The organism is Rhodococcus qingshengii JCM 15477, from assembly GCF_023221595.1.
In the GTDB taxonomy this organism is placed as follows: domain Bacteria; phylum Actinomycetota; class Actinomycetes; order Mycobacteriales; family Mycobacteriaceae; genus Rhodococcus_F; species Rhodococcus_F qingshengii.
Window position 1 is genome coordinate 56,691 of the sequence record NZ_CP096564.1, and the last position, 24,594, is coordinate 81,284.

Sequence of the window (24,594 nt, forward strand, 5' to 3'; positions counted from 1 at the left end):
GGATTTTTCAGTGATCTAGTATTCGGTGCGGCGTGTCACCCCGAAGTTGGCGCCAACTTGGCGCAAGATGGCGGTGAACCTGGCGCACGTTCAGGCGCAGGATCGAAAGGAGAGGCATATGCCTAACCCAAGTAAAGGCAATCGCACTCGCGTGTCGACACGCCTGCCTGTGGACGTGGCCCAGGCGCTCGAAGAACTTCGGGCTAAGACCGGCGTCAGCTCGGAAAGCCAGCTCGTGGCCGATGTTTTGGCACTGGTAACCGGTCACTCTGAACTCGTGGTTGAGCTTGACCAGGGAATTCTATTCGACCTGGGACTCGATCAGAAGCTGCATTCTGAGGAGGTTCTGCCGCTGACCGCATAGCGAAACTCTTCTCCGGCAGGAGAATACGTGACAATTTCACACGCTTTGCAGTAGCACGAACCCCCTAGAAATCGAAAATCCCCCGGCGGGCAGGCCGAGGGTTTCCGAAGTGGGTGAGAGGTTGAGCTGGTAACTCGCGCTCTCGGTGGTACTGCGCTTCCCCGAAGGGACTGTCTTGCTGGACAGGTCTCAGGGTACATCGCGCCCTGATGAAGTTTCAATAACTGATTCGCGTGTCTTGGTGATGGAGTACACGCACACTCCCCTACAACGCCCGTACTGCGGGAGCAGCCCCACGCGACGCCGGTACGGCACAGCCCGCGCACCCCACACAGTCCGTGGGCACGTACGCGGGCATCAGTGCCAATCGCTCACGCCGATGTTCATCAAGGCCCTTGGCGGGCCGAAAGAAGCGTGCCGGCGGTACTGCCAGATGCGGCTCGACCTTGGCGACGGCGCATACAACGGCATCCCCGTCTGGCAGGGCGCTCAACACTGGGTGGAAATCGTTGTCCGCGAGGCATATACGGCCGAATACAAGAACATTCGCCCCGCTCTGGTCGAGACGACAGGCGGCGGAATCAGCCTCAAAACTCTCCTTGCCGTCGCCACAGTCATGGCGTCAGTCGCTGAGTTCGACACTGGCCGTGAATCGCGTTTGTCTCTCGACAAGACTGTCGAACGCACGGGCAAGGGTGAGAGAACCGTGCAGCGTGCCCGTCAGGCCCTGAAACTGCTTCGAGTGGCCACCGAGGTCTTCCGTGGACGGCTTCGTAGGAAGAAGGGTGAACGACAGGGTTCGTACCGGGTGGGTGACAAGGGCCGAGGATGGGCGTCAGTGTGGGCACTTCACCCGCGTAAGCCTGTGGATAAAACCCGTGTCTACGTGGACGGATCCATAAAGATGGCACCCCATCCCCGTAGGGGTCATCTTTTGTCTCTTCGCTCTCGTAGAGAGGTTTTTAATACAAAAGGATCTGTGAATAAACGAGCCGCTTCGCGGCGCAAGGAGTCCAAGGCCAAGGTCGAGAAGGTTGAAGCCATCCGGAAGGGCCTGTTGCTTGCATCCAAGTGGCTCAGCAATCCGCGAACGCCGGTCTGGGCGCGTCGGCACACCCCCCGAGGGTGGGCATCGGCACTGACCGAACCAGCCGCACACGGTTGGACCGCAACGGATCTGAACGACACGATCGACGCCTGGGCGAACGCCCAGAACATGGTTCCGACCCCGAAGCACCCCATCGCATTCATCCGTTGGCTCATGAAGCAGCAGGATCTGGCCTTCGCGCCGCATGTTCTCGCTCAGATTGCCGCTGACCAGGAGAAAGCTGAACGTGAACGCCAGTCCGCCGAGTTCGAGATGGAGCGAGAACGCTACGCATGGGCCGCGCCCGAGGACTCCCCCGGCCGCCAAGCAGCGCGTTTCGTTGCTCGTCGAGCCGCCGATACGGCTCACCGCCGCAAGGTGGATACCTCAGCTCGTGAGAACGCCGCGCAGCCTGTGTGGATCACGCATCTACGCGACCTCGGACCGCAGTGAGCAGCCGCGATCAGCTTTCTGTGAGCGGAGAAATCTGCACGATCGCCAAACGCTCGGTCAAAGGTCCTGGATACGGGCTGATCCGCAGGGTCGAAGGGCGCCAGTCATCATTTTCAGTCCGAAGACGAGCCACGACGTGGACCGGATCGGTCGAACCCAGATTGAACTTGTCCTGGGCCGAAGACAACAGATGTCGATCGTCGGCGTGGATGACCTGGTTCGCGCCAGGAATGTCGCGCCACTTCACCCACGGCGCTGGTTCGGGCAACCACAACGCCAACACAGCGGTCTGTGTGCAGAACACTGCGGTGTAGATGCCTGAATCTTTCACGCTCTCCTGCAACCCCAACTCAGCGAGTGTCGGCCGGCGCGGCGGCGTCGTATCGGTCACGTCGTGCCAGAGCAACCGCAACCCGCGCTCGCCTTCCTCTACGCACCCCCGCGCCCACATATGCCAACGCATCACGCGGCCGTCCGCGTGCAGGACACTCATATCTGCGTCGAAGGTCTGATCGTCGACCGGATTGAGGCCGGCCGCGAGCATGGCCTCCGAATCGTCGAATTTGATCGCCTTCGCGTAATACTCCGCAGGCGTGCGCTCCGGAACGTGATCCTCGGGTTTGACTCCCGACATCAGCGCAGCTTCGAGGGTTTGTGCGATGACGAAACGATCGAGCAGCCAGGAGAACCCGGACACGATTCGCGGCGGTACCGGTGGGACTTCGGGGTCGCCGATCCACAGCTGAACAGCGTGAACCTTGCCTGTCGGACCGACAACAGGAAGGCATTCGATTCGGTAGCTCCGCTGGTCGCGGGCGCTGTCGAGGGCCGGCAGGACGATCTTGGTTCTACTGCTCCGAACCTGCTCGATGATCGGGTCGATTCGCACGTCCGCGCTCGGCGAGAGCCGTTTGGTGGTTGCCCAGTTCTTGACGTTGCCACCGACGCTGACGACGGTCGGACTCTTCCCCAGCGTTTCGATCAAATGCCACTCGTTCACAGACACCTCGCTTACCGCTGCCACCCGCCCCCGCGGGAGCTGCCCCACCCGGGAAAACCCGGACAATTACGGCAACTCGGCAGACTACCGGCCAGTAGCGTACTCGGCGTTACAGACGTTGCAAGGAGAGCTCGAGCCCGACTGGCTTGAGCGTCAGCGCTTCGCGGACGTCCAACTTATATTCCGGATCCGATTGAAAGCTGTAGCGCTGCAATATGGTTGCCAACGACAGGACCGCTTCGTGCAAAGCGAACTGCCGACCGATGCAGGACCTTGGTCCTGTTCCGAAAGGGCGGTAGGCGTGAGCTGGGCGTTTCTTCACATTCTCAGGTTTGAAGCGGTCCGGGTCGAAGGATTCTGGATTCTCACCCCAGACCGGGTCGCGGTGCAGCTGTGGGAGGAGGACGAATACCCATGATCCCTTCGGCATCGCGTAGCGACCACCCAGAGTCGTGTCAGTTCGGACCTTGCGGAAGTATCCCGGAGCGCTCGGCCACAGGCGAAGCGTCTCGTCGACGACTCGGCGTAGGTACCGCATTTTGGCCACGTCTTCGAAGGCCGGTGCTTCACCACCAGTGATGTCCGCGACCTCCGCACGAGCAGCGTCGGCGATCTCGGGATGCAGAGCCAGGAAGTACAGCGCGAAGGCGATAGTGCCGGCGGTTGTCTCGTTTCCAGCGACGAGAAACGTCAGGACCTGGTTCCGAATGTTCACCGGGTCCAGCTTCTCGCCCGTCTCGTCGTCGGTGTTGTTGAGCATCAGGTCGAGCAAATCGTCCTGATGCTCCCCCGGCTTTGCCTGTCGTTCGGCGATCACGTCGTCGACGACCGTCCGAACAAACGTGATGTCCTTCTTATATTGCAGTTCAGCGCCGTTTCCGCGCAATTTACGAAGGAATGGAATGTCGTTGGAGGTGCGGTTCACGTGCTCGAGAACCCTCGACATCGCACCGACGAACGGGTGCTCGTCGCCATCGAAGGACGCGAAGTCGTAGCCGAAGCCAGCTAGGCCGATCACGTCCAGAGCGAGCTTGTTCGCATCAGCGGTGGCATCGATCTTTCTGCCGGCGGCCGCGGACGCATCCCACGCTGCCGTGAGTCCGTCCAAAGCTCGCAGCATCGACGGGTGGTACTTACGCAACGCTGCCTGGCTGAACCCGGCGTTGAGGATGTTGTGCGCCTTTTGCCAGTTGGGTTCGGAGTTGAAAGCGGTGAAAAGGCCGTCTTCCGCGACTGCACGCAGCTTTCGAATCGGCAGACCCACCGATTTCGCCCACAATGCCTCGTTGTTGACCTCCGCAACCAACTCCACCCCGGAGACCACGGTCAGTCGGTGATTGATGATCTTGCGTTCGAAGATCGGCCCCAGCCTCGAAGCCATGACCATTTCCTTCTGGACCGGCTTCTCCGAGTCGACACTGAGCAAGTCCCCCAGTACAGGTAGCCGCCAGGCCGGGGAGGGGATCGACTCGAAATCAAGGACTGGATTGACCGCGACCTCACTGGTCGGTGTCTCACTGCTCGGATACGGGCACTTGTCGGAAGACATGGTGGACAGTCTTGCATCAGTTTCCGAACGGAGTCCGCCGCGACGCAAAATGCGCGATGGGACGCAAAGTTGCCATCCAAGATGGAGCAACAAGGCCAACGGAACGGGCGAACCAAGGACCGTACCCGTCGTACTGCGGATGTCGAATGTCTGGTTCTCTTATCTCTCCACTCCCCTGCCACTACTAGAAGTTCCTCTGAGCTGGCATTTTGCACGATTTCCATTTCAGGAAAACAGTTATACAGCTTTACGGCTAAGTGGGTAAATGTCATAACGGAAAACCGGTAAGCTGTAAAACCGTATAGACAGCTATCCGGCAAACCGGTATGCTGCTCTTACAGGTAGACGGCAAGCCGGTTGCCTGGCAAACCGGCTAAGTGGGTATGCGGCTAAATGGCAAGCTGGAAACCTGTTTTACAGGTAACTGTTTTTACAGCTTTTCAGAAAGCTGCAAACTGTAAAACTGGCAAGCTGTAAACGAGCGAAAGGGCGCTTCTCGATGATCATCAGTCTGGTCAACACCAAAGGCGGAACGGCCAAGACGACGAGCGCGATCTACCTTGCGCTCGCGTTTCATAATCGGGGGAGGAAGGTTGTCGTCCTCGACTTGGACAAACAGGGTTCAGCAACCGACTGGGCTGATCGCGCTACGGAGGCTGGAGATCCACTCCCGTTCCCAGTGCATGTCGTGAACATGAAACGCCTGGTGAAGTACGCCACCGATGGCGACGACCAGGTAGTAATCATCGACACCCCGCCCGGTGACGGGCAAGTTATCGACGCTGCAATCGGGGCGTCCAACTTCGTCATAATGCCCACGGCCGCTACAGGACTCGACACCGCCAGAGTCTGGGAGACACTGCCCTCGGTGCAGGGCCGCCTTCCATACGGAATCCTCATCACCTCCGCACGTCTCGGAACGAACCTGCTCGAAGATGCCAAGGCAGCGTTCGACAGCAACGACGCAGCCCGATTCGACACCGTCATCCCCATGCGCGAGCGCATCCGGTCAACATTCGGCACTACCCCCAAGCACGACGAAGGGTATTCCGACGTCGTCGACGAGATCACAGAGGCCCTGACAGCATGAGCATCCCCAAGGCAAAGACGACACCGACGCTCGGGCCTCGCAAGTCCGCGCCACCCATCGCGCCGCCCTCAGTGACGTCCAGCTTCGTCGAACCGGACGCAGACCGCACAAAACTCACCGTCCAGATCGACGCTGAACTGCACCGACGCTTCAAAGCTGCCGTTGCAGGAAGCGGCAAGAAGATGCGCGACGTGGTCGAGGAAATGATCGAGCAGTGGACCGACGCGAACAGTGGTCGCTCATAACCCCGTGACGCTATTGCGCAAAAACAAAGGGAGCCTCGCCGGTTGCACCCGACGAGGCTCCAGACCGGGAAACCCCTGGAAGACATCTCACGGGGTGTAGGAGTCAAGCCGCGATCGGGAGGGGAGGTGGAAATGCGTGCAATTCGTCGAAGAATTCGCGGGTGATGAGGCAGTGGTGGAGTTGGCCGAGGAATCGGTTGAACAGGTGTCGTTGAGCTTGGTGGTTCCAGTCCCCGCCTGCGCGTCGGGCATCGAAATGTCGCCTGGCTCCGGGGGACGCTTGGAGGGCGCTGAACGCCCAGATCGTTCCTGCTGCAGCCAGTCTTCGGTTCTTGACGTGCCGGTGCAGGACGAAGGTCTTTTTCCCGCTGGCACGGGTGATCGGGGCGGCGCCGGCGTAGGCCTTGAGGCCACGCGCGGTGGCGAACCTGTTCCGGTCGTCACCGATCTCGGCGAGAACTCGGGCCACGGCCAGTGGCCCCAGCCCGGGGAAGCTGGTGATGATCTTCGCATCGGGGTGTTCGGAGAAGAGCACGCTGACGTGTGCGGCGAGGGTCTCGGCGGCTGCGCAGGCAGCGTCGAACTGCCGCAACAGGGCCATCAGACTGATTCCCATCGCTGCTTCGATCTGCGGTGGCTGGCGAAGCGCCGGGGTGCGCAGGATGCCCCGCAGTCGTTCGACGTCTCGGTCGAGGAATCGGGAGCGTCCCGCTCTCTTGAGCGCCGCCCGAAGTTGGGGCCGGGTCAGGGCGGCAGCTGCGGTCGGGGTCGGAGCCGCAGCGAGCACGCTTCGGGCATCAGGGCGGGTCAGTCCGTCTTCGAGGGATTGAAACGCGGTCAACGCTGCCGGGAAATATTCTTTGAGGAGCGAGCGGACCTCGTTGCCGAAGCGTTGCCTGGACCAGACCGCGTCTTGCTGGGCGCGGGCGAGAACCCGGATGGCCAGAGCGCTGTCGGTGTCGGCCGGCAACGGACGGTGTGCGGTGGCGTCGGTGCGCACGATATTCGCGAGCATGACCGCGTCGGCGGAATCGGATTTCGATCCGGAGACCGAATGCCGGGACCGGTACCGGGAGGCGGCGAGTGGGTTGATCGGGTAGATCACCCGGCCACTTGCTCGGAGTGCGGCGACCCACAGGCCGTGGTCGGTTTCGATCCCGACCGGGATCAGGTTTTCGGCGGTGTCGCCGGCTTCGGCGAATGCCTCGAGCAGTCGGGCGAACCCGGCGGCGTCGTTGTCGACTCGTCCCCGGCTCACGACTTCGCCCAGGTCGTTGAGGATTGCGAAGTCGTGATGGTTTTCGGCCCAATCGATTCCGCAGTACAGTCCCACCGCGCCTCCCAGTGTCGATGTGCAGGTTGCGAACCCGTGTGGTGCACGCGGCGACCTAATTGCAGGACTCGACGGTCCGTCATCTCACCAGCCGTTCGTGTCACCAGCGCACCGCAGGGCACTCGATCTGCCGAAGAGCTCACGGCTCGGGAATGCAGAAGAAGAGATCGACCCTGTGGCGGGCTCGTACCACGACATTTCACCACGTCGAATGGTGCACTGCCTGGCGCTGTCTCTCTTCCAGAAGGCGTCGTGTGCGCCGGGAAAAAACCGGGAGTCGGCCGGGCAGTGCACCGGCAGAAACATCAGACCAGCGTGAGCGTTGCAGCCCGTCGGTCCGTGCTTCTACACACCAATTAGGAAGAAACCCAGTCATGACCGACTTTAGCCTTCGGGCAGCTCGTATTCAGCTAGGCGCATTGCTTGCTGCACTGGCACTCGCGATCGTCATTGCGCTTGGTATCACCACTGGCGCATTCGTACTTTCCTTCGCCGTGCAACGTGACCTCGCACGGCAAGCACTGATCCCCGAACACCTGACTTGGATCTTCCCGGCGATCGTCGACAGCGCCATCCTCGGCGCCACCATCGCCATCGTCATCATCAGCAAGCTCAACATGAACAAACGCGACAGAGGCTTCTACATCGCACTCGCCGTCAGCGTTGTCGTGATCAGCATCCTCGGAAACGCCTACCACGCCTATCACGCAGCAATCGCCGCGCAGGAGTCGATCGACGGTGGGGGAGACCTTGGGTTCATTCCACTCGCGCCCGCTATTGCAGCGGCCATTGCGATCATTCCGCCGGCCCTGGTCTTGGCGTTCACGCACGGAATCACAATCCTGGTGAAGGCAGTCGGAATGGCCTACGCCGCTTACCGTTCGATCGTCGAAAATGTCACCGACAGTGAGGATGCAACGAGTATTGCATCTGACCTCACCGTAGGCCGGGGGCCGATCCGCGTCCCTCAGCCCCGCGAGAAGATCGCTCAGAATATTGCGGAGCAGGAGGAAGAGGATCTAGACGTGGACGCCATAGCGGTGGATGCGAAGGCAGGCATTGACGACGCTATTGCGGACTTTGCGGAGCCGTTTTTCGTAGACGAAATGACGGATGAAGGCCTCGACGAGATCCTCGATTCTCAAGACACAGCTACGGAGCTCCCAGCCCGCCGCGACGCCGAAGAAGCACAGGCCGACACGGATGCCGACATAGACGACCTCATGGCTTTCATCGCCCGGTCGAATCTCGCGAAGAATGTCAAAGACACAGCGGTCCGCAAGCTGACAAACCCGAACCTCACGTGGGAAACCATCGCTCTGGAATCGAAACCGCCTGTCGCGACATCGACCGCATGGCGCCGATACGAGAAATTCGATACCGCAGCCCGAGAAGCAGGCTTCGACAGTCCACCATTGCCCGACCTGCGAGCCGCCGAGAACCCGATGCGCAGCGAACTCACCACCGTTTGACCCGCACGCACAAATAAAAGGGTGGCCCCGACAGTGCTGTAACACCGTCAGGGCCGATGACCACAGAAAGCACCTGTGACCATGAGCAATGACGCCGACCGCTCCGAAGGCATCGACCACGGCAGAACCGGCCGACCACCTATGCAGCCGCGAGCGAAAGTCACCCGAGAAGCGATCCTCGAGGTTTCTGCCACCCTGTTCAGCCGAGCCGGGTACGCGGGCACCAGCATCAATGACATCTTGGCGATCTCCGAGACCACCAAAGGGGCGATGTACTTCCACTTCTCGAAGAAGGAATCCATCGCCCAAGAAATGCTGCATCGCTGGGAGAACGCCGTCTCGGAGACAGTGGGGAAGGCCGCAGCGACAGGTCAATCCGCCGATCGGCAAGTGGTGATGATCTACCGGGACCTCGCCCGCCGCACCCAAACAGAGGCGATCATCCGCGCCGGACTCATCCTGTCCGTCGACAAGTCGCTCAGCGGCGCCCGCGCCACCTACGAGGCATGGACCGAAGCCGTCACGCCGATCGTCGTCGACGCTATTCGTTGCGGCGCTCTCGACTGCGCGGAAAGCATGTCGCGGCTCGCAGACACTCTCTGCGCCGGTTTCGTCGGCGCTGTGCAGGTTGCAGCTAGCCTCGACGAGAATCACTCCATCACCAGACGGGTCGACGATCTGCTGCTGATGTGGCGCGGCACCGACCCGGCCTCCGTCCGCATGATCGAAGGAGCATCCCTGTGAACAGCCCCATCGACCCGGCGCAAACCCCGGAAAGCGCTGCCACCACGACAACCCGTCCTCGGATCGGTCGCGCCCCCGGCAGCAAGAACTCAGCAATGCAGGACCGCGCAGTACGAACACGCGAAGCGATCACCGCCGTCGCAGCCCGGCATTTCGACACCGACGGATACGGCCACACCAGCATGAACACCATCACCCACACCGGAAAATTCGCCAAAGGTGCGATGTACTACCACTTCCCATCCAAAGAAGCGATCGCCGAACGCCTCATCTCGGACTGGAACCACACCCTCGCCGAAACCATCAGCGAAGCACTGGCGGCAGGGGCGAGCAGCACGGCAGGGGAGAAGCTGACAGCGATCTTCACGTCCCTCGCACGTCAGGTCACCGAGAACACCAACCTGCGGGCCGGAATGAAACTCACCCTCGAACCCACCATCAACAACGGCGCAGCATTCGCACACTGGGTCGACGCCATCAGCGACATCATCGAAACCGCCATCACCGACGGCGAACTCACCGACACCCCCACCACACACCGACTCGCATGGAACCTGTGCGCCGGCACCTTCGGGGCTGCTCACGCCGCATCGGCTTTGCGTGAACATGTCGACCTCACGGTCCGCATCGAGGACGTGGTGACAGCGCACCTGCGCAGCACACTCGCTTGACCCGCAGATCACGCTGACATCGCAATGGAATGTGGGGATCAGTCAATCACGCACACGACACGATCAGGCTCCGGCGCACCTGAACCTGAATCCTCGGCGCAAGCACTGGCCCGGGTCGACGCCTTCATCACCGACCACCAGGATCGCGGCGACCTCGTCTTCCAGAAACGAGTCGATCGGGACCGCGTCACCGAGGAACTGCTCGCAGAACTCCACACCGAGGCGGTGGCCCTGTTCGCTGCGTTCGAAGGACACGCGGTGCGCATCACGACGACTCCCTCCTGCGTCGTCGACACCGACAAGAAATACGTCTTCGCTGCGACACCAGCCACGAAGGGCACGTTCTTCCGTCGTACCCGACATCGCACCGCGATGGTCGAACTCGCCGAAGCAGCAGGCTTCAGCCGAGAGTGCAGCAGAAACTCCGGCAGCCGGATTCCCTTGAATTTCTTGCCTTTTCGTGTGGTTCTGTACAGGTGAGGAAGGGCTGCGGTGAGGAAGACGATCCCGGCGGGCATGCCGAAGCCCCGACCCTGCATGCATCGGATCGGGGCGGTCGAACGTCGTCAGCATCGAGCACACAATGCTGGCAACCCACTGGCCCGTGAGGTCACCTTCAGGGACCGCACATCCACTACTGTAAACCGTACGTTTGGTATGAAAAGGAGTTTTTCCCTCTTCGATACCAAGATGTGGCACCCGACGAGTCGGGGCCAGGTGGTCTTCGCCTTGACCGACGGTTACGTGCCGGGTGCGAGGTCGGTGGCGTGTTGCTGCGATTGTTGGAGTTCGGTGTTGATGCGGCGGGCTTCGGCGAGTTGGTCTTCGAGGATGATGATGCGGCACGCGGCATCGAGTGCGGTGCCGGCGGCGACGAGTTCGTGGGCGCGTGCGGCGATACGCAGTTGATAGCGCGAGTAGCGGCGATCCCCAGCGCAGCGACTTCTCGTTGCGCGGGGACCGGCTCTGCATTTCCGGCAATGGTGTTGCCGGCGTACGAGTTCGACATCTCATCAGATGCTGCCGGTAAGTTCAGGGCCGTGCTCACGAAATACTGTGAAGCATCCCGAATGGGCAGCGGCGTCACCCGGCCGGATCGATGAGGATGTTCGGGCGACCGGACAGACCAGGCTATTCGAGACTGGGTCACCAGCTCCAGCTCCAGCTCCAGCAACAGCAACGGGCTCGCGGTCGTATCCCGCTGCACGTCATACGGACTGGTGCGCTCAGAGCGCTGGGAGCATTCCGGCTTGCCTCTCGGTGCGGGCCAACTCGATGTTTGCGTACAGTGCGGATCGCTTCAAACCTGTGTTTCGGCATAGTGTTTCGATCTTGAACTGTCCGGTCTCGTACGTTTGCAGCAGGTATGCGCGCTCTTCCGGGGTGAGCTTGTGCTGACGGCCTTTCATCTTGCCTGCCGCCGCCGCGGCCGCAACGGCATCTCGGGTCCTGCTTCGGATCAGGTCTGATTCGAATTCGGCCATCAACCCGAGAACGCCGATAAACATCTTGCCCATCGGATCTGATGGGTCATAAATCTTCCCGTCGATCGACAAGGCAACACCCTTGTCTGCCAGTCGCCCCACAGTCTCGTGGAGGTCCTTCGCGGACCGGGAGAGACGGTCGAGTTTGGTCACGCAGAACACGTCGCCTTCGCGGGCAGCGTTGATCGCATTGTCGAGTCCGGGTCGCCGGGTCTGCCGGCCGCTGATTCCGTGATCGACGTAGACCCGGTCGCGATCGACGCCCTCCTTGGCGAGAAGCTCGACCTGAATCGACGAATCCTGTGCCGCCGTACTGACCCGCGCGTAGCCGATCTTCATTCCGCTCCCGATTCTCGCCGTTCACACCGTCCTGCGCACAACCTGTCCGCTAGAAACTATGCCATACCGGACGTACCCAACGGACACCTAAACCGGACGCAATCGCGAGAATTTGTCCACGTCAATTTCACGCAGAAGCCTGTTTGCGATCGTCCGGTATGACGATGGTCAAAACGCACACCGAAACCGGCAGGAGGGCTCTGAGTGCGTTTGCCTTGAACCGGTAAGCCTCCGCGATTGGCGAGTGAGGTCAGTACAGGAACAGTTGATGAGGAGTAAATCGTTCGCAGGCTGAACCGTACGCTGCTTATTCATGCACCTTTGCTATGTCGAAGATTCGGGCAACTCTGGGGAGGGCTTACTTACACTGAATGGTCTAACCGTCCTGCCACTTGCTTCAGGGGCCCCGGGTTTAGTTGTCCTCGAGCGGAATACACGTTCGGCGCCCGCGATTGTCGGCATCGGCCGCTAGATTTGGGCGTGGTCCGGCACCGTGCAGGACCACATCCCTGTGAGGTGGTTGATGGAACCCGTAACCCTAGTAGTCGCGGCGATCGCACTCGGTGCGTCGGACGGCGCACGTGAGACCACGAAACAGGCAATCGGCGACGCGTACACGGCCGTGAAGGGCTGGATTACGAACCGGTACAGCTCCGTGACCGCGGAGGTCGAGGGGCTGGAGCAGGAGCCAGAGGAAGAACTCCGCCGCGCACTCCTTGCGAAGAAACTGGATCAGGCGGGTGCTGGCGACGACGTCGATCTTCTGGGTCTCGCGCAAGCTCTCCTGGCAGCCGTCGAGGAGCAGGCTCCCGAGTTGCCTGCCACCATCGGCGTAGTGATTCGCCGCGCATCGGTTGGAGGCGACATCGAGGTCAAAGATGTGGCCGTCGACGGCGGGAGTGGTGTTGTCGCCGAGGACATCGCAGCTGCTGGCGATCTGCGGATCGGCCGAGTCGCAGCGCGTGCCCTTCAGGAGTCGCCCCACCCTACCTGGGCGCGGGAGCAATAGACGGTTGGTCTGCTTCCGCGCACAACTTCACCTCGACCCAGCGCAACGTCATCGCTGGCCGGGATAACAACACGTACTATTCGGTCGGCGCGACGGAGACGGGTAACAGCGGCGACCGCATCCGCGCAGTAACGGCGTCAGTCAAGCCGGTGCCTATCGGTCAGGGTCTATGGACCGTCGCTGTAAACAACGCGAGTTCGGGTCCGATTACGGACCTCGAAGTCGATGTGTATGCCGTTGATGGGGACGGCAACGGACTGGAGGGTGCGTGTCACCCGGCGAAGGGGAAGATCTCAGTGCAGGGGCTCTCCCGCGAGATGCTGTCGGGCGTGATGAGCGGAACACTTGATGCCATCGGCTCCCGCGCTAACTCGATGTACCCGCCGGGGATTTTCGGTGTGCCGACGAACCTCGGTTCCTATGGTGGGATGTTCTCGGATCACATCATGAGTGTCCCCGGCCTCTCCGCGCTTCTTCAGAACGCGCAACAGCAGATGGTCGACAAATACCCGCAGGTGATCTCGCGAGACCAGTCAGCTGAGGTGTTGTACAGCGCCCCCGGAGCGGCCGAATTACGGGTCGATCTCCAGTTCGCCGACGACATGGGCAACCTATGGCGTCGACGGCACGGCCAGCAACCTGAACCGGTGATGGAGGGCGAATAGGCCGGAGTCTCCCGAATCCGGCCGACACCCCGCGTTCCCTCGGAAGGTTGGGGGTTATCCGCTGCGCCGGAAGCGAACACGCAAGCGTGAACCCCCGACTGCGGCCGCTGTCGGGGGCTTACGCTCTACTTGCCCGGGTGCCGACGACTCCGGAAGTAGTTGTCGGGCGCCTGGAGCCAGGGAAAGAACTCGATGAGATACGGGCCGAGACCTCTCGTGTTTGGTGACGACATCGCTTCTGTCGCTAACCGATCAACGGTATATGTAGAAACCGCCATCGCACATCCGCTGGCTACAAAGAGAGGTTCGCCGTTCTTGTTTCCCAGCCTCACCGTGCCCGGGGCGGCACGCCACGCCCGCCCGGTGGGGGCCGAGGGCTCTTTCGTAGTCCCGTCAAGTCCGATAACCGTCCCTTATGTCAGTTCAAAGACTGCATATTTTCTCGTCGGGCGGTATCCGACCCGACGTCCTCAGGATAGCGGCGTGTCACGACCGGTCATTGTCGGAGCGTAGTTCTGCCATATGTGCAGCGGCATCCTGGTACGACGTGTACCCCTTGGATCTGTCCACCAGACGAATATCCATCTCTCCTTGGGTATAGCGATCAGTGAAGTAGATGCCGTGAATCGATTGGGGGACTAGGCGGGCCGTGTTGAACGAACACGATCCCAGGTGTGGGTAGCTGCGGCCCCGGTGCTCAGGGCGGGGATCATTCTGGTAGAGGAAGTTGAGTCTTTCCACATCATCTCCGGGTATTCGGTCCCAGAAGAACGACTTACTGTCGCTTCCACTTTCGACGGTCATCTGACGGACATGGAGGGACCAGTACGACTGGTTGATCACGATGTACGCAGGGATAGGCCCACGATTCCCTCCTTCCGGGATAACACTCTTTGCCGTCGGAGTCAGCGTCACTTCCCACAAGCCGTCGATTCGGGGTCTGTGGGTCAGTCTGTTCAGCAGTGGAAGGCGCCATCCCCAGAGATCCCATACGAGCAGAACTATCGAGGCGGCCGCGGGGAGCCATCCGATAACGAGTTTGGTGGTGCTGTCGAGACTGATCCCGGATAGCGCGAGGATGGCGGTGTAGACGAGGCCAACAGTGAGTACGACGATTCGCACCAAGGTAGTCGGACGCACGTTGGGGTCAGCTTCCGTATCCGAGATGGCCCCATGTCGCCAGGACTAGGTCTTTTCCATCCTGGACCGACCATTTCTTGTCACTCGTGAAAAGCCACTTCATCCAATTAGGTTCGACCATTTTGCGCTCACTCTCCTCTGATTCGAGGAGACTCCACAAGCTGACCAGCGTGGCGCGGAAACCCTCGTCGAGGTCACCAGTGGTGAGAGTCGAGGCAGGCACGTTGTAGACCAGGCACTCCATGAAGTACGAAGGCAGCTCGTCGATGGTGCCCGCTGTCGCGAGGAAGTTCTCAGCGTTCTTCAGTGCGCGAACGTAGTTCTTGTACCGGTGGTTGGTCTCGGTGTTGAGGCTGCGTCCGTTATCCAGTTGCTGTTGCGGCCAATTCACGATCTTGCTTCCGCCATCGGTTGGGAAGACGCAACTTCCTTCCTTCGAGATAGTCCGGTCGGAGTTGTCGTAGCGTCGGTAGTCGAAGCTCGGCACGACGTCGGCGCTCGGGCGGCTACCTTCCACGGCGCTGATGTTGATGGCAACTCTTCCGCTGGTGTCGACGGAGTCTGATCCGAAGGCTACGACGAGCGCATCAACTACTGCCTTACGCCAGCTTTCAGGAGTCCACGACCCTTGGTAAGGCGGTGGCGGTGGTGCTGCGCCGGTGACGCCCGCCTTGTATCCGTAGTAGAGGCAGTCCCGAAGCTCGATCACAACGTCGACGTCACTGTCACGGCGGACATTGGTGTTGTTGGGGTAACTGCCCTTTGTATAGATGAGGACGTTGGTGCCGTCGAAGGCATTACAGGTGGTAATCGCTTTGCGGACCATGTCCTCCGCTCGCTCTTGCTGCACCTGTTCGTTCTCGCTCGATGGCTTGATCCACCTGCTGAGAAGCTCTGTACGAGCTGAAGCTGACATTCCCACCGCGTGACTCCCGTCGTCAGGTGAGGACAATATCGGTTACCACCGACATCACTTTCATAAGAATGTTCGTACGGCTAGGTAGTTATCGACCCTTCTTCCATCAGTGGTCCTAACTGGACCGACGTGTTAACGGCAAGGTAATCGGTGATCAGGTAACCATGGATGGCATCTTCGTCTACGGCCTACTGCACGATCCGGCGTACTGCGAGGATTGTGCACCTGACTTGAAGAAAATTCTCCCGCACATCCCCACGCCGGAGACCCGAGAGCGTCGATCTGTATCCCCTTGACGTACAACTTAGTCGGGTTCCTCGGCAGAGGCTGAGAGACGTCCGAATATCGAAAGATGAAGTGGGGCAAGAAGAAAGCGACCCCGAGACCGGCAAGAATGCCGACGACCGCACCGCCACCATCGGCTACAACGCGAAAGTCCATAACCGGCTTCATTGCGACCGTGATTTTACGGGTGACCTATCGCACGCAGGCGCTGGGAGCATCGCGCCAGCGAAGTCGACAACTGGACGCGCAGCGGAGGAAAATCTCAGCCTGCGGGCCGACCTCCAGGATTGTCGCAGGCTCCCGATAGTCTGTGTGCTGTTCTGAAGACAGGAAGGGAGGCCTTGCACCACGTGACTGACGAAGCGCAATCGCGCTATGCATTGTCGTTCACCAGTGGTGGCCTCCTCGCCCGCGAGGGTGTGTCCGTCGCAGCGATATACCTTGAGTCTCGCGACTGGCAGGCGACCCGTGTCCGAGTTGTCGACGGCAACTTGTTGCAGGCTCGCACTACCTCATCGCTCGACAGGGTCTCCCGCGAGACCGTTCAGCGGCTCGCTGCGCTCGGCGATGATGAGATCGAACTGCTTGTCGAGGGCAGTCCGTCGGAGCAGCATCACCTGATGTGGGCCGCGGCTTGCCGCCGCTACGCGCTGATCGGCGACTTTGCCGAAGAGGTGCTGCGCGAGCGATTCCTCCTGATGCGGCCGACGCTCGACATCGAGGACTTTGACCGGTTCATCACCGGTAAGAGCCTGTGGCACCCCGAGCTCGACGGTCTGAAGTCGTCGACGCGACAGAAGCTTCGGCAGACGTTGTTTCGGATGCTCCGCGAGGCAGGTCTGTACACCGACGCCAGCCACATCATCCCCGCCGTGATCTCCGGGCGCGTCATCGACGTCCTGGACCGCCGCACGCCCAGCGACCTCCGATTCTTCCCGATGGTCACACCATTCACATCCTCAGGCAACCAGGTGCAGCGATGAGAACAACCCAGCGAAACCTCACTCACGAAGAGAAGCACGTATATGACGTGTTGCGTAGCGACCGGTTCTTGAGGATGGAGGGCCTCTCCAAGGAAGTTCCCTTCTTCATTTACCACTTTCCTCCTGCCTGGACCCTCGACGTCGACGGCATGCGCGACCGGGTCACCACGAAGCTCCAGAGCGATGACGGAATCAGTGTGGTCGAGATCAATCTGTACGACCTTGCCGTCGAACTCCTCAACGAACGGGGCGTCTGGGATCGCGTTCTCCAGGCGGAGCCGACGATGGACAAGGCCGACTTCCGCGACATGCTTCAGGGCATGCTCGATCCGCACGATCACCTCGCCCCAGCGATTCGAGCTCGGCTCGGAACTGAGCCAGGAACTGAACCGAAAGCAACCGTGGTCTTCCTCACCGGCATCGGTGAGGTATTTCCGTTTATCCGTACACACACGGTGCTGGAGAACTTGCAGAGCGTGGTCGTGGGTCGCCCGATGTTGGCGTGGTTCCCGGGCACGTACGAGTTCACCCGGTCGACCGGGCACCAGCTCCGCGCATTGAACCTTGGTGCGAGCGACAGCTATTACCGGGCCAAGGACATCCTCGAGCAGGAGACATGAGCATGACTGTGATCAATGAGATCTTCGCCAAGCCGATCGACCGTTCGATTGAGGGCGTCATCAAGGCTGACGACACCTCCCAACTCGCCACTGAGGTGGAGGAGTATGTCCTCACCAACGAGGCCGCCAAGGGTGTCGAGCAGGTGCTGGAGGCGTACACGAACTACACGAACGCCAACGGCGTGTGGATTTCCGGCTTCTTCGGCTCCGGCAAGTCGCACCTGTTGAAGATGCTGGCCCACTTGCTCGGCGACATCGACGGCCTCGACTACCCGCGTGCTGGGGTCTGCACCCAGTTTCGGACGAAGGCTGACGACGCGTTCCTGCCGGCGTTGATCGACAAGGCCGAACGGATCGAAGCGAAGAGCCTGCTGTTCAACATCGACCAGAAGGCCACCCTGATCTCGAAAGACCAGAACGACGCCCTGCTGAAGGTGTTCGTGAAGATCTTCGACGAGTCCCGCGGCTACTACGGCAACCAAGGACACATCGCCCGCTTCGAGCGCGACCTCGACTTCCGTGACCAGTACGTGGCGTTCCAGGAAGCCTTCGAACAGATTGCGGGAATTCCCTGGTCACAGGGACGCGAGCAAACGGCCCTTGAAGCAGGCAACATCGACAAGGCCTTTGCCGAGGTCAACGGCTCCGAGAGCCTCGGCATCATCCGCCAGTACAGTGCGAATTACTCGGTCTCGATCGAAGATTTCGCCGACGAGGTCGCCGCCTGGCTTGACCAACAGCCTGACGGTTACCGGTTGAATTTCTTCGTAGACGAGGTAGGCCAGTTCATCGGCACCCACACCCAACTCATGCTCAACCTCCAGACCATCGCCGAATCGCTCGCTACCAAATGCCAGGGGAGGGCGTGGATCTTCGTGACCTCCCAGGAGGACATGGAGAAGGTCGGCGGCGACCGCACCAAACAGCAGGCCAACGACTTCTCCAAGATTCAGGCGCGCTTCAAGAACCGGCTCAAACTCACCAGCCAGGACGTCGAGGAGGTCATCCGTAAGCGTCTGCTGGCCAAGGCCGATGGTGCGGGCACCGAAATCGAGGCGATCTACGACGCGGAGCAGGCGAACTTCAAGACCCTGTTCGACTTCGTAGAGGGCCGCCACTATCCGAATTATCGCGACGAGCAACATTTTGTCGGCACGTACCCATTCGTGGGCTACCAGTTCCCGCTTTTCCAGGCCGCGATCGAGTCGATCAGCGACCACAATCTCTTCGAGGGGCGCAACAGCTCCGTCGGTGAACGTTCCATGCTCGGTGTCGTTCAGGAAGTCGCCACCAGCCTCGCCGACCGGCCGCTCGGCACTCTCGCGTCCTTCGACCAGATGTTCGAGGGAATTCGGGCCTCGTTGAAGTCCGCCAATCAGCGCGCGATCTTGGGCGCCGAGAATTCCCGGGACAGCGGCAAGCTCAGCCCACTCGCGGCGCGGCTGCTCAAAGCGCTGTTCCTGGTGAAATACGTTGACAGCTTCAAATCCACGCCTCGCAACCTCACTGTGCTGGTCTACGACCGATTCGGCACCGATCTGACCCAGCTCGGCAAAGATGTCATCGACGCGCTCAACACACTGGAGGCGCAGACCTACATCCAGCGCAATGGCGACCTCTACGACTACCTGACCAACGAAGAGCAGAAGATCGAGCAGGAAATCAAGGACGTCGACATCGACAGCTCCGAGGCCTCCGCGAAACTCAACAAGCTGCTCGCCGAATCGGTCATCAAGACCACGAAGGCCACTGCCAAGAACGGCCAGAACTTCCCGTTCGGCTACAAGCTCGACGGCGTGCCCTACGGCAAGCAGTACGAGCTCTCGCTGCACTTCATCAGCCCCGAAACAGATTTCAGTCTGGAGCAGATCAAGATGCAAAGCGCGGGGTTCGACGAACTCCGAGTGGTGCTCCCGGTGGAAGCGAACCGAATCCTTGCCGACCTGCGTCTGCTGCTCAAGACCGAGAAGTACGTCAAACGTGCTCAGGGGTCCAGCCGCACCGCGATAGAGACCAGGATCCTCAGCGAGAAAGGCACCCAGAACGCCGAGCGGGAGAAGGAAATCGTCGAACGTCTGCGGACAGCGGTCGGGGCATCGATCCTGATCCACAACGCCGGGGTCCTCGACATGACCGCCGCGGATCCGCAGACACGCATCAACGACGGCTTCGGGAAGGTCATCGCCGCCACCTACACCAACCTCAGCATGCTCGGCGGTAAGACCTTCAGCGAGCAGAGCCTGAGCGCACTGGTGAACCCGGCCGAGGGCATGTTCGAGGAAACCGGCAGCATCCTCGATGTTCCCGCGGGCGACCTGCTCGGGCATCTGGAGATGCGCGGTAAGCGGCACGAGATGGTCACGATGAAGCAACTCGTCGACCGTTACACCACCAAGCCGTACGGCTGGGACCAGTGGTCCATCGCCGCCGTGGTGGCCTATCTAGCAGGGCAGGCGAAGGTCGAAATCCAGGTCGACGGTAAGACAATCGCCCGGACGGAGATCGCCGGGGCGCTGCGCAACACTCAGCGTTACCCGAAACTGATCGTCGCCCCGCAGCGCGTCTACGACCAGAAGATCGTGAACCTGTTCCGCAAGTTCGTCATCGACTTCACCGACGACGGCTCCGTCACGAAAGATGCCGCCGAACTCGGCCGCATCGGCAAGGAACACCTCGAAGCCAAACTCGCCGAGCTGAAGGCACTGCGTGCGGGCGCCGCCGTCTACCCGTTCATTGACCAGCTCGACGAACCGATCGGGCGGCTCGCGGAGCTGAGCAGCAATCAGGAGGCTTGGTTCGTCGAGCATTTCGCCGGTGCCGACGATTTGCTCGATGCCAAGGACAACGTGATCGATCCGATCAAGGCGTTCCTCAACGGCAATCAGCGCAGCATCTACGACGATGCCCGTTCGTTCATGCTGACACACAGCACCAACATCGCCTACCTACCCGCCGGAGTCGCCGACGGAATCGAGACCGCGCTCGAAGACGCCCAGATCTTCCGCGGCAATAAGACCACCAAGCTCGGCAGTGCGGTCGCGGCAGTACAGGAGCAACTCGATGGAGTGGTTGCTGTTGAACGGGACGAAGCAATCGCCAAGATCGACAACTACTGGAAGCAGATTCCGGTCAGCGCGGCGTATGCGGCCGCGGCGGAGGCGGCTCGTCAATCGGTGACCCGCCAGACCGAGCAGATTGTGGCGAGCGTCCAGCAGGAGATCCAGATCCCTACGATCCGTCACCTGGCCACGCAGTTCGACGACACGATCTATCCCGCGATCCTCGACGAGCTCGAAGCTGCGAAAGCTGTACCGGATCCAGAAACGGTGGTTCCCGACGACGACACGTCAAAGGCCCCGAGAATCCCGACACCTCCGACGAAGCACAGCATTTCGATCAAGAAACTCTCACTGCCGGGAGCCGGCGGAGTGCTCGAAAACGAAGCACAGGTCGACGCCTATCTAGGTCAACTTCGCGTGATTTTGCTCGCGACGATCAACGACAACAAACGCATCACCCTGTAGTGCCCAAGCGCCCCTCAAGGGCACGAGTTTAAGGACGCAGCATGGATACAAAGCCGTTGGAGAGCTTCGCGAAAGCTGCCAGGCGCGAACTACTTGTCGCCGTCGAGGCACGGGCATCGACGGTGCTCGCCGCCGGGTCCGTCGCGCGCAGCGAGCGCACCGAGACAGTACGCCTTCTTGAGTCCGAGATCGCCGACCACGGTCGTGAACACGTCATCGACAGAGTCGCCTACACCTGGTTCAACCGTCTCATCGCACTACGCTTCATGGACGCTCGCGGCTACACCGACGCCGGGATCGTCTCGCCGGCCTCGGGCCAGGCCCACGGCCAACCGGAGATCCTGGCCGACGCGAAACGCGGCGACCTCGACACCGAGGTCGTCACCAATATCAGCGCTCACGAGGCGATCATCGGCCTGCTGGACGGCACCCGCCGCAGCACCGACGCCGAGGGCGAGGCCTATGCACTGTTGCTCACCGCGTATTGCCGACATTGGCACAAGACAATGCCATTCATGTTCGAAGCCGAGGGTGCTTACACCGAGTTGCTAGTGCCCGCTGGTCTGCTCGCCGATGGAGCGCTGCTCTCCCGGGCCCGCGGAGTGCTTACCGAGGACGTCTGCGGGGACGCGGAGGTGATCGGCTGGCTCTACCAGTTCTACATCTCCGAGCGGAAAGACGAAATCTTCGCCGGGTTCAAGAAAAACAAGAAGGCCGGCGCCGACGAGATCCCCGCAGCCACCCAGCTCTTCACTCCACACTGGATCGTCCGTTACCTCCTAGAGAACACGCTCGGACGACTCTGGATGCTCAACAGACCGTCCTCGCGACTGGTCGACCAAATGGACTACTACATCGCGCCGATCGACGAGGAAACCGACTTTCTAAAAGTTGCAGGGCCGGAAGAGTTGACGGTGATCGACCCGGCCTGCGGCTCGGGCCACATGCTCACCTACGCCTTCGACTTGCTCTACGCGATCTACGAGGAAGCGGGCTACGCACCCTCTGATATCCCGAGCCTCATCCTCACCCACAATCTCCACGGCACAGAGATCGACTCCCGCGCCGGGGCTCTCGCCGCGTTCGCCCTCACCATGAAGGCACGCGGAAAAGATCGTCGTTTCTTCACTCGTTCGGGAATTTCGCCGAAGATCTGTGTGATTGAGCCGATCTCATTCACTCCCGATGATCTGGGCTTGCTCATCACGAAGGACGGGGACCGCGACGCCGAAGAAGCGTTCTGGAATCAGTTCCATGACGCCGATGTCTTGGGTTCGTTGATCCGGCCAGACCCAGATGCGACCGCGCAGGCTGCCATGGTTTTGGAAGCGCTTAAGGACCAGGAAGCGACACTCTACTACGACACGCTGATTCGTGCCCGTCTGGTGGTCCGGCAGGCCGAGATACTGAGTTGTGAGTATCTGGTAGTCACGGCCAACCCGCCTTACATGGGTGCCAAGAATATGGACACGCGACTCGCTGATTTCGCCAAGTCCGAGTCCAAGGACTCGAAGTCTGACCTATTTTCAATGTTCGTTGAACGGTGCCTGGATCTCCTGCCAGTGGGCGGCTATTCCGGGCTGATGACACCATTCGTGTGGATGTTTATCTCAAGCTACGAAGCTTTACGGAATCGAGTAATTCGTGAAGAGACAATTACTACGCTCATTCAGCTCGAATACTCGGGGTTCGATGGTGCAACGGTTCCGATCTGCGCATATGTGCTTCGCCGCGGGCAGTCGGATCAGGCGGGCGCTTTCGTTCGCTTGTTCGACTTCGTAGGGCCTGCCGTTCAGGGGCCGAAGACCCTCGAAATCATCCAGGCTGATCGCTTGAAACGCGCCGGTGAAACAAGTAGCGGTATGGAGCGTCACTTGTACAGGACCGCAACGTCGGATTTCGCCAAGGTGCCTGGTACTCCGATTGCATACTGGCTTTCCGACTCCATGCGTGCGACATTTAGCGACTTCCCCGCGTTGTCGTCGCGCTCGCGCTCCACAATCGGAATGGTTACCGGCAAGAACGCTTTGTATGTCCGACAGTGGTGGGAAGTTGCGGCGAATCTGACGTGCCTGGATGCGCAGAGCCGTGATCAGGCTGCGCAAACTAGTCGCAGATGGTTCCCCTATGCCAAGGGTGGTGAATTTCGACGCTGGGCGGGGAACCTTGATTCGGTTGTCGATTGGCAACACGATGGATTGCGCCTGCAGACCACCTTGGCGCCTGGCGGTTCGAGGACATGGGCGCATAATTTCAATCTTGACCGGATTTTCCGTCCAGGTATTGCGTGGACGGTCGTCACGTCAGGTGCGCAGACCTTCCGGAATGTCCCGAGGGGGTCACTTTTTGATGCGGCGGCAGGTATATGTCAGTCGGGAACCGATGACGTCCACCTCGGAGTTCTGAACTCCTCGGCTGCTTCAGCAATTCTTGCGACGCTTAATCCTACGCTCAACCTTCATCCGGGCTATCTTGGCTCTGTACCTGTTTCGCCTGCTGCTGACAGTCATGCCTGCCAGGAAAACGTTAGGGCCGCAGTTGCCACCTCGCAGGCAGACTGGGATGACTTCGAGACCTCGTGGGATTTTAAGCGCCCTTCATGGTTTGGGGACTTTGCCGGGCTGAGTTCCCTCCGGCAGCGCTATTTCTTATGGTCGAAGAACCAGAAAAGTATTGCCGACGAGCAACAAACCCGCGAAACGCAAAACAACCGCATCGTTGCTGAAGCTTATGGGTTGCAAGACGAGGTTCTGATCGACGTGCCTCTGCATCGCGTCTCCCTGACCCGCAATGTCGAGTTCCGATACGGACCTGGTAGGTCCGCTACCGAGTACGAGGCATTGGAGCGAGCAGATTTCGCTGCGGAGATCATCTCCTATGCCGTGGGCTGCATGTTCGGCCGTTACAGCCTCGATGAGCCGGGCCTGATTCTCGCCGATCAGAGTGCGACGCTTCAGGATTATCTCGCCAAGGTTTCGTTAAGCTCAACAACTAGCGACCTGACGTTCATGCCGGACGCCGACAATGTGATTCCGTTCGTCGACGATGGCTGGTTCGAGGATGACATCGTCGAACAATTCCGGCAATTCTTGAAAGCTGCGTTTGCCGCAGAACACTTCGAGGAGAACCTACGGTTTGTAGAGGAGTCGCTGGGCGTAAAGACACTGCGCGACTACTTCGTCACTAAGTCGGGGAGGTCGAAGTTCTACGACGACCACGTGAAGCGCTACAAGAAGCGCCCGATTTACTGGATGTTCTCCAGTCCCAAGGGCTCGTTCAACGCGCTGATCTACTTGCACCGCTACACGCCGTCGACGGTCTCGACTGTGCTCAACGAGTACTTGCGTGAGTACGAGAACAAATTGCAGAAGGCATTTGAGCGTGCCGAGGCTGCGGCCGCTGGCGGCACATCGGTGAAGGACCAGAAGGAAGCCGACCGGCTGCGCAAAATACTCGCCGAACTGCGTGACTACGAGCATGACGTGTTCTATCCGCTCGCCACCCAGCAGGTCGAGATCGATCTCGATGACGGCGTCAAAGTGAACTACCCGAAGCTCTACCCGGCGGTGAAGAAGATTGTTGGCTTGGAGTCCAGCGATGTGTAACGAGTCGCACGTGCGC

The 24,594-nt window shown here is 60.3% G+C and carries 21 protein-coding genes; 15 read left to right on the forward strand and 6 right to left on the reverse strand.

Going from position 1 to position 24,594, the window contains the following annotated elements:
• Positions 1–67: 67 nt before the first annotated feature.
• Positions 68–364 (forward strand): hypothetical protein, encoded by a 297-nt coding sequence (locus tag M0639_RS29835; RefSeq protein ID WP_230793364.1) that lies wholly within the window; start codon positions 68–70, stop codon positions 362–364.
• Between the two features lie 433 nt (positions 365–797).
• Positions 798–1,904 (forward strand): replication protein, encoded by a 1,107-nt coding sequence (locus tag M0639_RS29840; RefSeq protein WP_082893297.1) that lies wholly within the window; start codon positions 798–800, stop codon positions 1,902–1,904.
• Between the two features lie 10 nt (positions 1,905–1,914).
• Here M0639_RS29840 and M0639_RS29845 read toward each other — a convergent pair whose 3' ends face one another.
• Together M0639_RS29845 and M0639_RS29850 are read right to left on the reverse strand one after the other, a co-directional pair.
• Positions 1,915–2,904 carry a GAF domain-containing protein gene (locus M0639_RS29845; RefSeq protein ID WP_231914976.1) on the reverse strand — a complete coding sequence of 330 codons (990 nt, stop codon included), beginning with the start codon at positions 2,902–2,904 and terminating at the stop codon, positions 1,915–1,917.
• 109 nt (positions 2,905–3,013) lie between these two features.
• Positions 3,014–4,453, reverse strand: a complete 1,440-nt coding sequence (locus M0639_RS29850) for a cytochrome P450 (RefSeq protein WP_082893298.1) — start codon at positions 4,451–4,453, stop codon at positions 3,014–3,016.
• A 499-nt stretch (positions 4,454–4,952) separates the two neighbouring features.
• Between M0639_RS29850 and M0639_RS29855 the strand changes: the two genes are divergently transcribed.
• Positions 4,953–5,543: a ParA family protein gene (locus M0639_RS29855; protein ID WP_003941234.1), complete on the forward strand. Its 591-nt coding sequence runs from the start codon at positions 4,953–4,955 to the stop codon at positions 5,541–5,543.
• Positions 5,540–5,788 carry a plasmid partition protein ParG gene (locus M0639_RS29860; protein WP_064075406.1) on the forward strand — a complete coding sequence of 83 codons (249 nt, stop codon included), beginning with the start codon at positions 5,540–5,542 and terminating at the stop codon, positions 5,786–5,788. Before M0639_RS29855 ends, M0639_RS29860 begins: the two co-directional genes overlap by 4 nt.
• Before the next feature lie 103 nt (positions 5,789–5,891).
• Here M0639_RS29860 and M0639_RS29865 read toward each other — a convergent pair whose 3' ends face one another.
• A complete protein-coding gene (locus M0639_RS29865) occupies positions 5,892–7,121 on the reverse strand; it encodes an IS110 family RNA-guided transposase (RefSeq protein ID WP_064075407.1) in 1,230 nt (409 codons plus the stop codon).
• 374 nt (positions 7,122–7,495) lie between these two features.
• Between M0639_RS29865 and M0639_RS29870 the strand changes: the two genes are divergently transcribed.
• The 5 genes from M0639_RS29870 (at position 7,496) to M0639_RS35235 (ending at position 11,111) form a co-directional block, all read left to right on the forward strand.
• Positions 7,496–8,593 carry a DUF2637 domain-containing protein gene (locus tag M0639_RS29870; protein ID WP_082893299.1) on the forward strand — a complete coding sequence of 366 codons (1,098 nt, stop codon included), beginning with the start codon at positions 7,496–7,498 and terminating at the stop codon, positions 8,591–8,593.
• 81 nt (positions 8,594–8,674) lie between these two features.
• Positions 8,675–9,337 (forward strand): TetR/AcrR family transcriptional regulator, encoded by a 663-nt coding sequence (locus M0639_RS29875; protein WP_248671233.1) that lies wholly within the window; start codon positions 8,675–8,677, stop codon positions 9,335–9,337.
• Positions 9,334–10,008 carry a TetR/AcrR family transcriptional regulator gene (locus M0639_RS29880; RefSeq protein WP_064075409.1) on the forward strand — a complete coding sequence of 225 codons (675 nt, stop codon included), beginning with the start codon at positions 9,334–9,336 and terminating at the stop codon, positions 10,006–10,008. Before M0639_RS29875 ends, M0639_RS29880 begins: the two co-directional genes overlap by 4 nt.
• A 24-nt stretch (positions 10,009–10,032) precedes the next feature.
• On the forward strand, positions 10,033–10,488 hold the full coding sequence (locus M0639_RS29885; RefSeq protein ID WP_064075410.1) for a hypothetical protein: 456 nt from the start codon (positions 10,033–10,035) through the stop codon (positions 10,486–10,488).
• 287 nt (positions 10,489–10,775) lie between these two features.
• The gene (locus M0639_RS35235; RefSeq protein ID WP_064075411.1) at positions 10,776–11,111 is read left to right on the forward strand and encodes a hypothetical protein; all 336 of its coding nucleotides are present in this window, start codon (positions 10,776–10,778) and stop codon (positions 11,109–11,111) included.
• Between the two features lie 123 nt (positions 11,112–11,234).
• On the opposite strand, the gene M0639_RS29895 is transcribed toward M0639_RS35235, so the two are convergent.
• Positions 11,235–11,831, reverse strand: coding sequence for a recombinase family protein (locus M0639_RS29895; RefSeq protein WP_064075412.1), 597 nt, complete (start codon positions 11,829–11,831; stop codon positions 11,235–11,237).
• 523 nt (positions 11,832–12,354) lie between these two features.
• Here M0639_RS29895 and M0639_RS29900 point away from each other — a divergent pair.
• Together M0639_RS29900 and M0639_RS29905 are read left to right on the forward strand one after the other, a co-directional pair.
• The gene (locus tag M0639_RS29900; RefSeq protein WP_064074484.1) at positions 12,355–12,840 is read left to right on the forward strand and encodes a hypothetical protein; all 486 of its coding nucleotides are present in this window, start codon (positions 12,355–12,357) and stop codon (positions 12,838–12,840) included.
• Positions 12,841–13,136: 296 nt separating this feature from the next.
• Complete coding sequence (locus M0639_RS29905; RefSeq protein ID WP_231914979.1) at positions 13,137–13,505, forward strand: hypothetical protein; 369 nt, start codon at positions 13,137–13,139, stop codon at positions 13,503–13,505.
• Positions 13,506–13,991: 486 nt separating this feature from the next.
• Here the strand turns inward: M0639_RS29905 and M0639_RS29910 are convergent, their stop codons facing one another.
• Positions 13,992–14,645: a Cap15 family cyclic dinucleotide receptor domain-containing protein gene (locus tag M0639_RS29910; protein ID WP_156525038.1), complete on the reverse strand. Its 654-nt coding sequence runs from the start codon at positions 14,643–14,645 to the stop codon at positions 13,992–13,994.
• Positions 14,646–14,652: 7 nt separating this feature from the next.
• A complete protein-coding gene (locus M0639_RS29915; RefSeq protein WP_064074486.1) occupies positions 14,653–15,561 on the reverse strand; it encodes a nucleotidyltransferase-like protein in 909 nt (302 codons plus the stop codon).
• A gap of 635 nt (positions 15,562–16,196) precedes the next feature.
• Here M0639_RS29915 and M0639_RS29920 point away from each other — a divergent pair.
• From M0639_RS29920 to pglX, 4 genes are read left to right on the forward strand one after another with little or no spacing between them, the layout of a single operon-like run.
• Positions 16,197–16,829 carry a DUF1819 family protein gene (locus tag M0639_RS29920; RefSeq protein WP_064074480.1) on the forward strand — a complete coding sequence of 211 codons (633 nt, stop codon included), beginning with the start codon at positions 16,197–16,199 and terminating at the stop codon, positions 16,827–16,829.
• Complete coding sequence (locus M0639_RS29925; RefSeq protein ID WP_064074479.1) at positions 16,826–17,449, forward strand: DUF1788 domain-containing protein; 624 nt, start codon at positions 16,826–16,828, stop codon at positions 17,447–17,449. Before M0639_RS29920 ends, M0639_RS29925 begins: the two co-directional genes overlap by 4 nt.
• 2 nt (positions 17,450–17,451) lie before the next feature.
• Entirely contained in the window at positions 17,452–20,973 is a 3,522-nt protein-coding gene (gene brxC / locus M0639_RS29930; protein ID WP_156525037.1) for a BREX system P-loop protein BrxC, read from the forward strand.
• A 41-nt stretch (positions 20,974–21,014) separates the two neighbouring features.
• Positions 21,015–24,578, forward strand: a complete 3,564-nt coding sequence (pglX, locus tag M0639_RS29935; protein WP_064074477.1) for a BREX-1 system adenine-specific DNA-methyltransferase PglX — start codon at positions 21,015–21,017, stop codon at positions 24,576–24,578.
• The last annotated feature ends 16 nt before the right edge of the window (positions 24,579–24,594 follow it).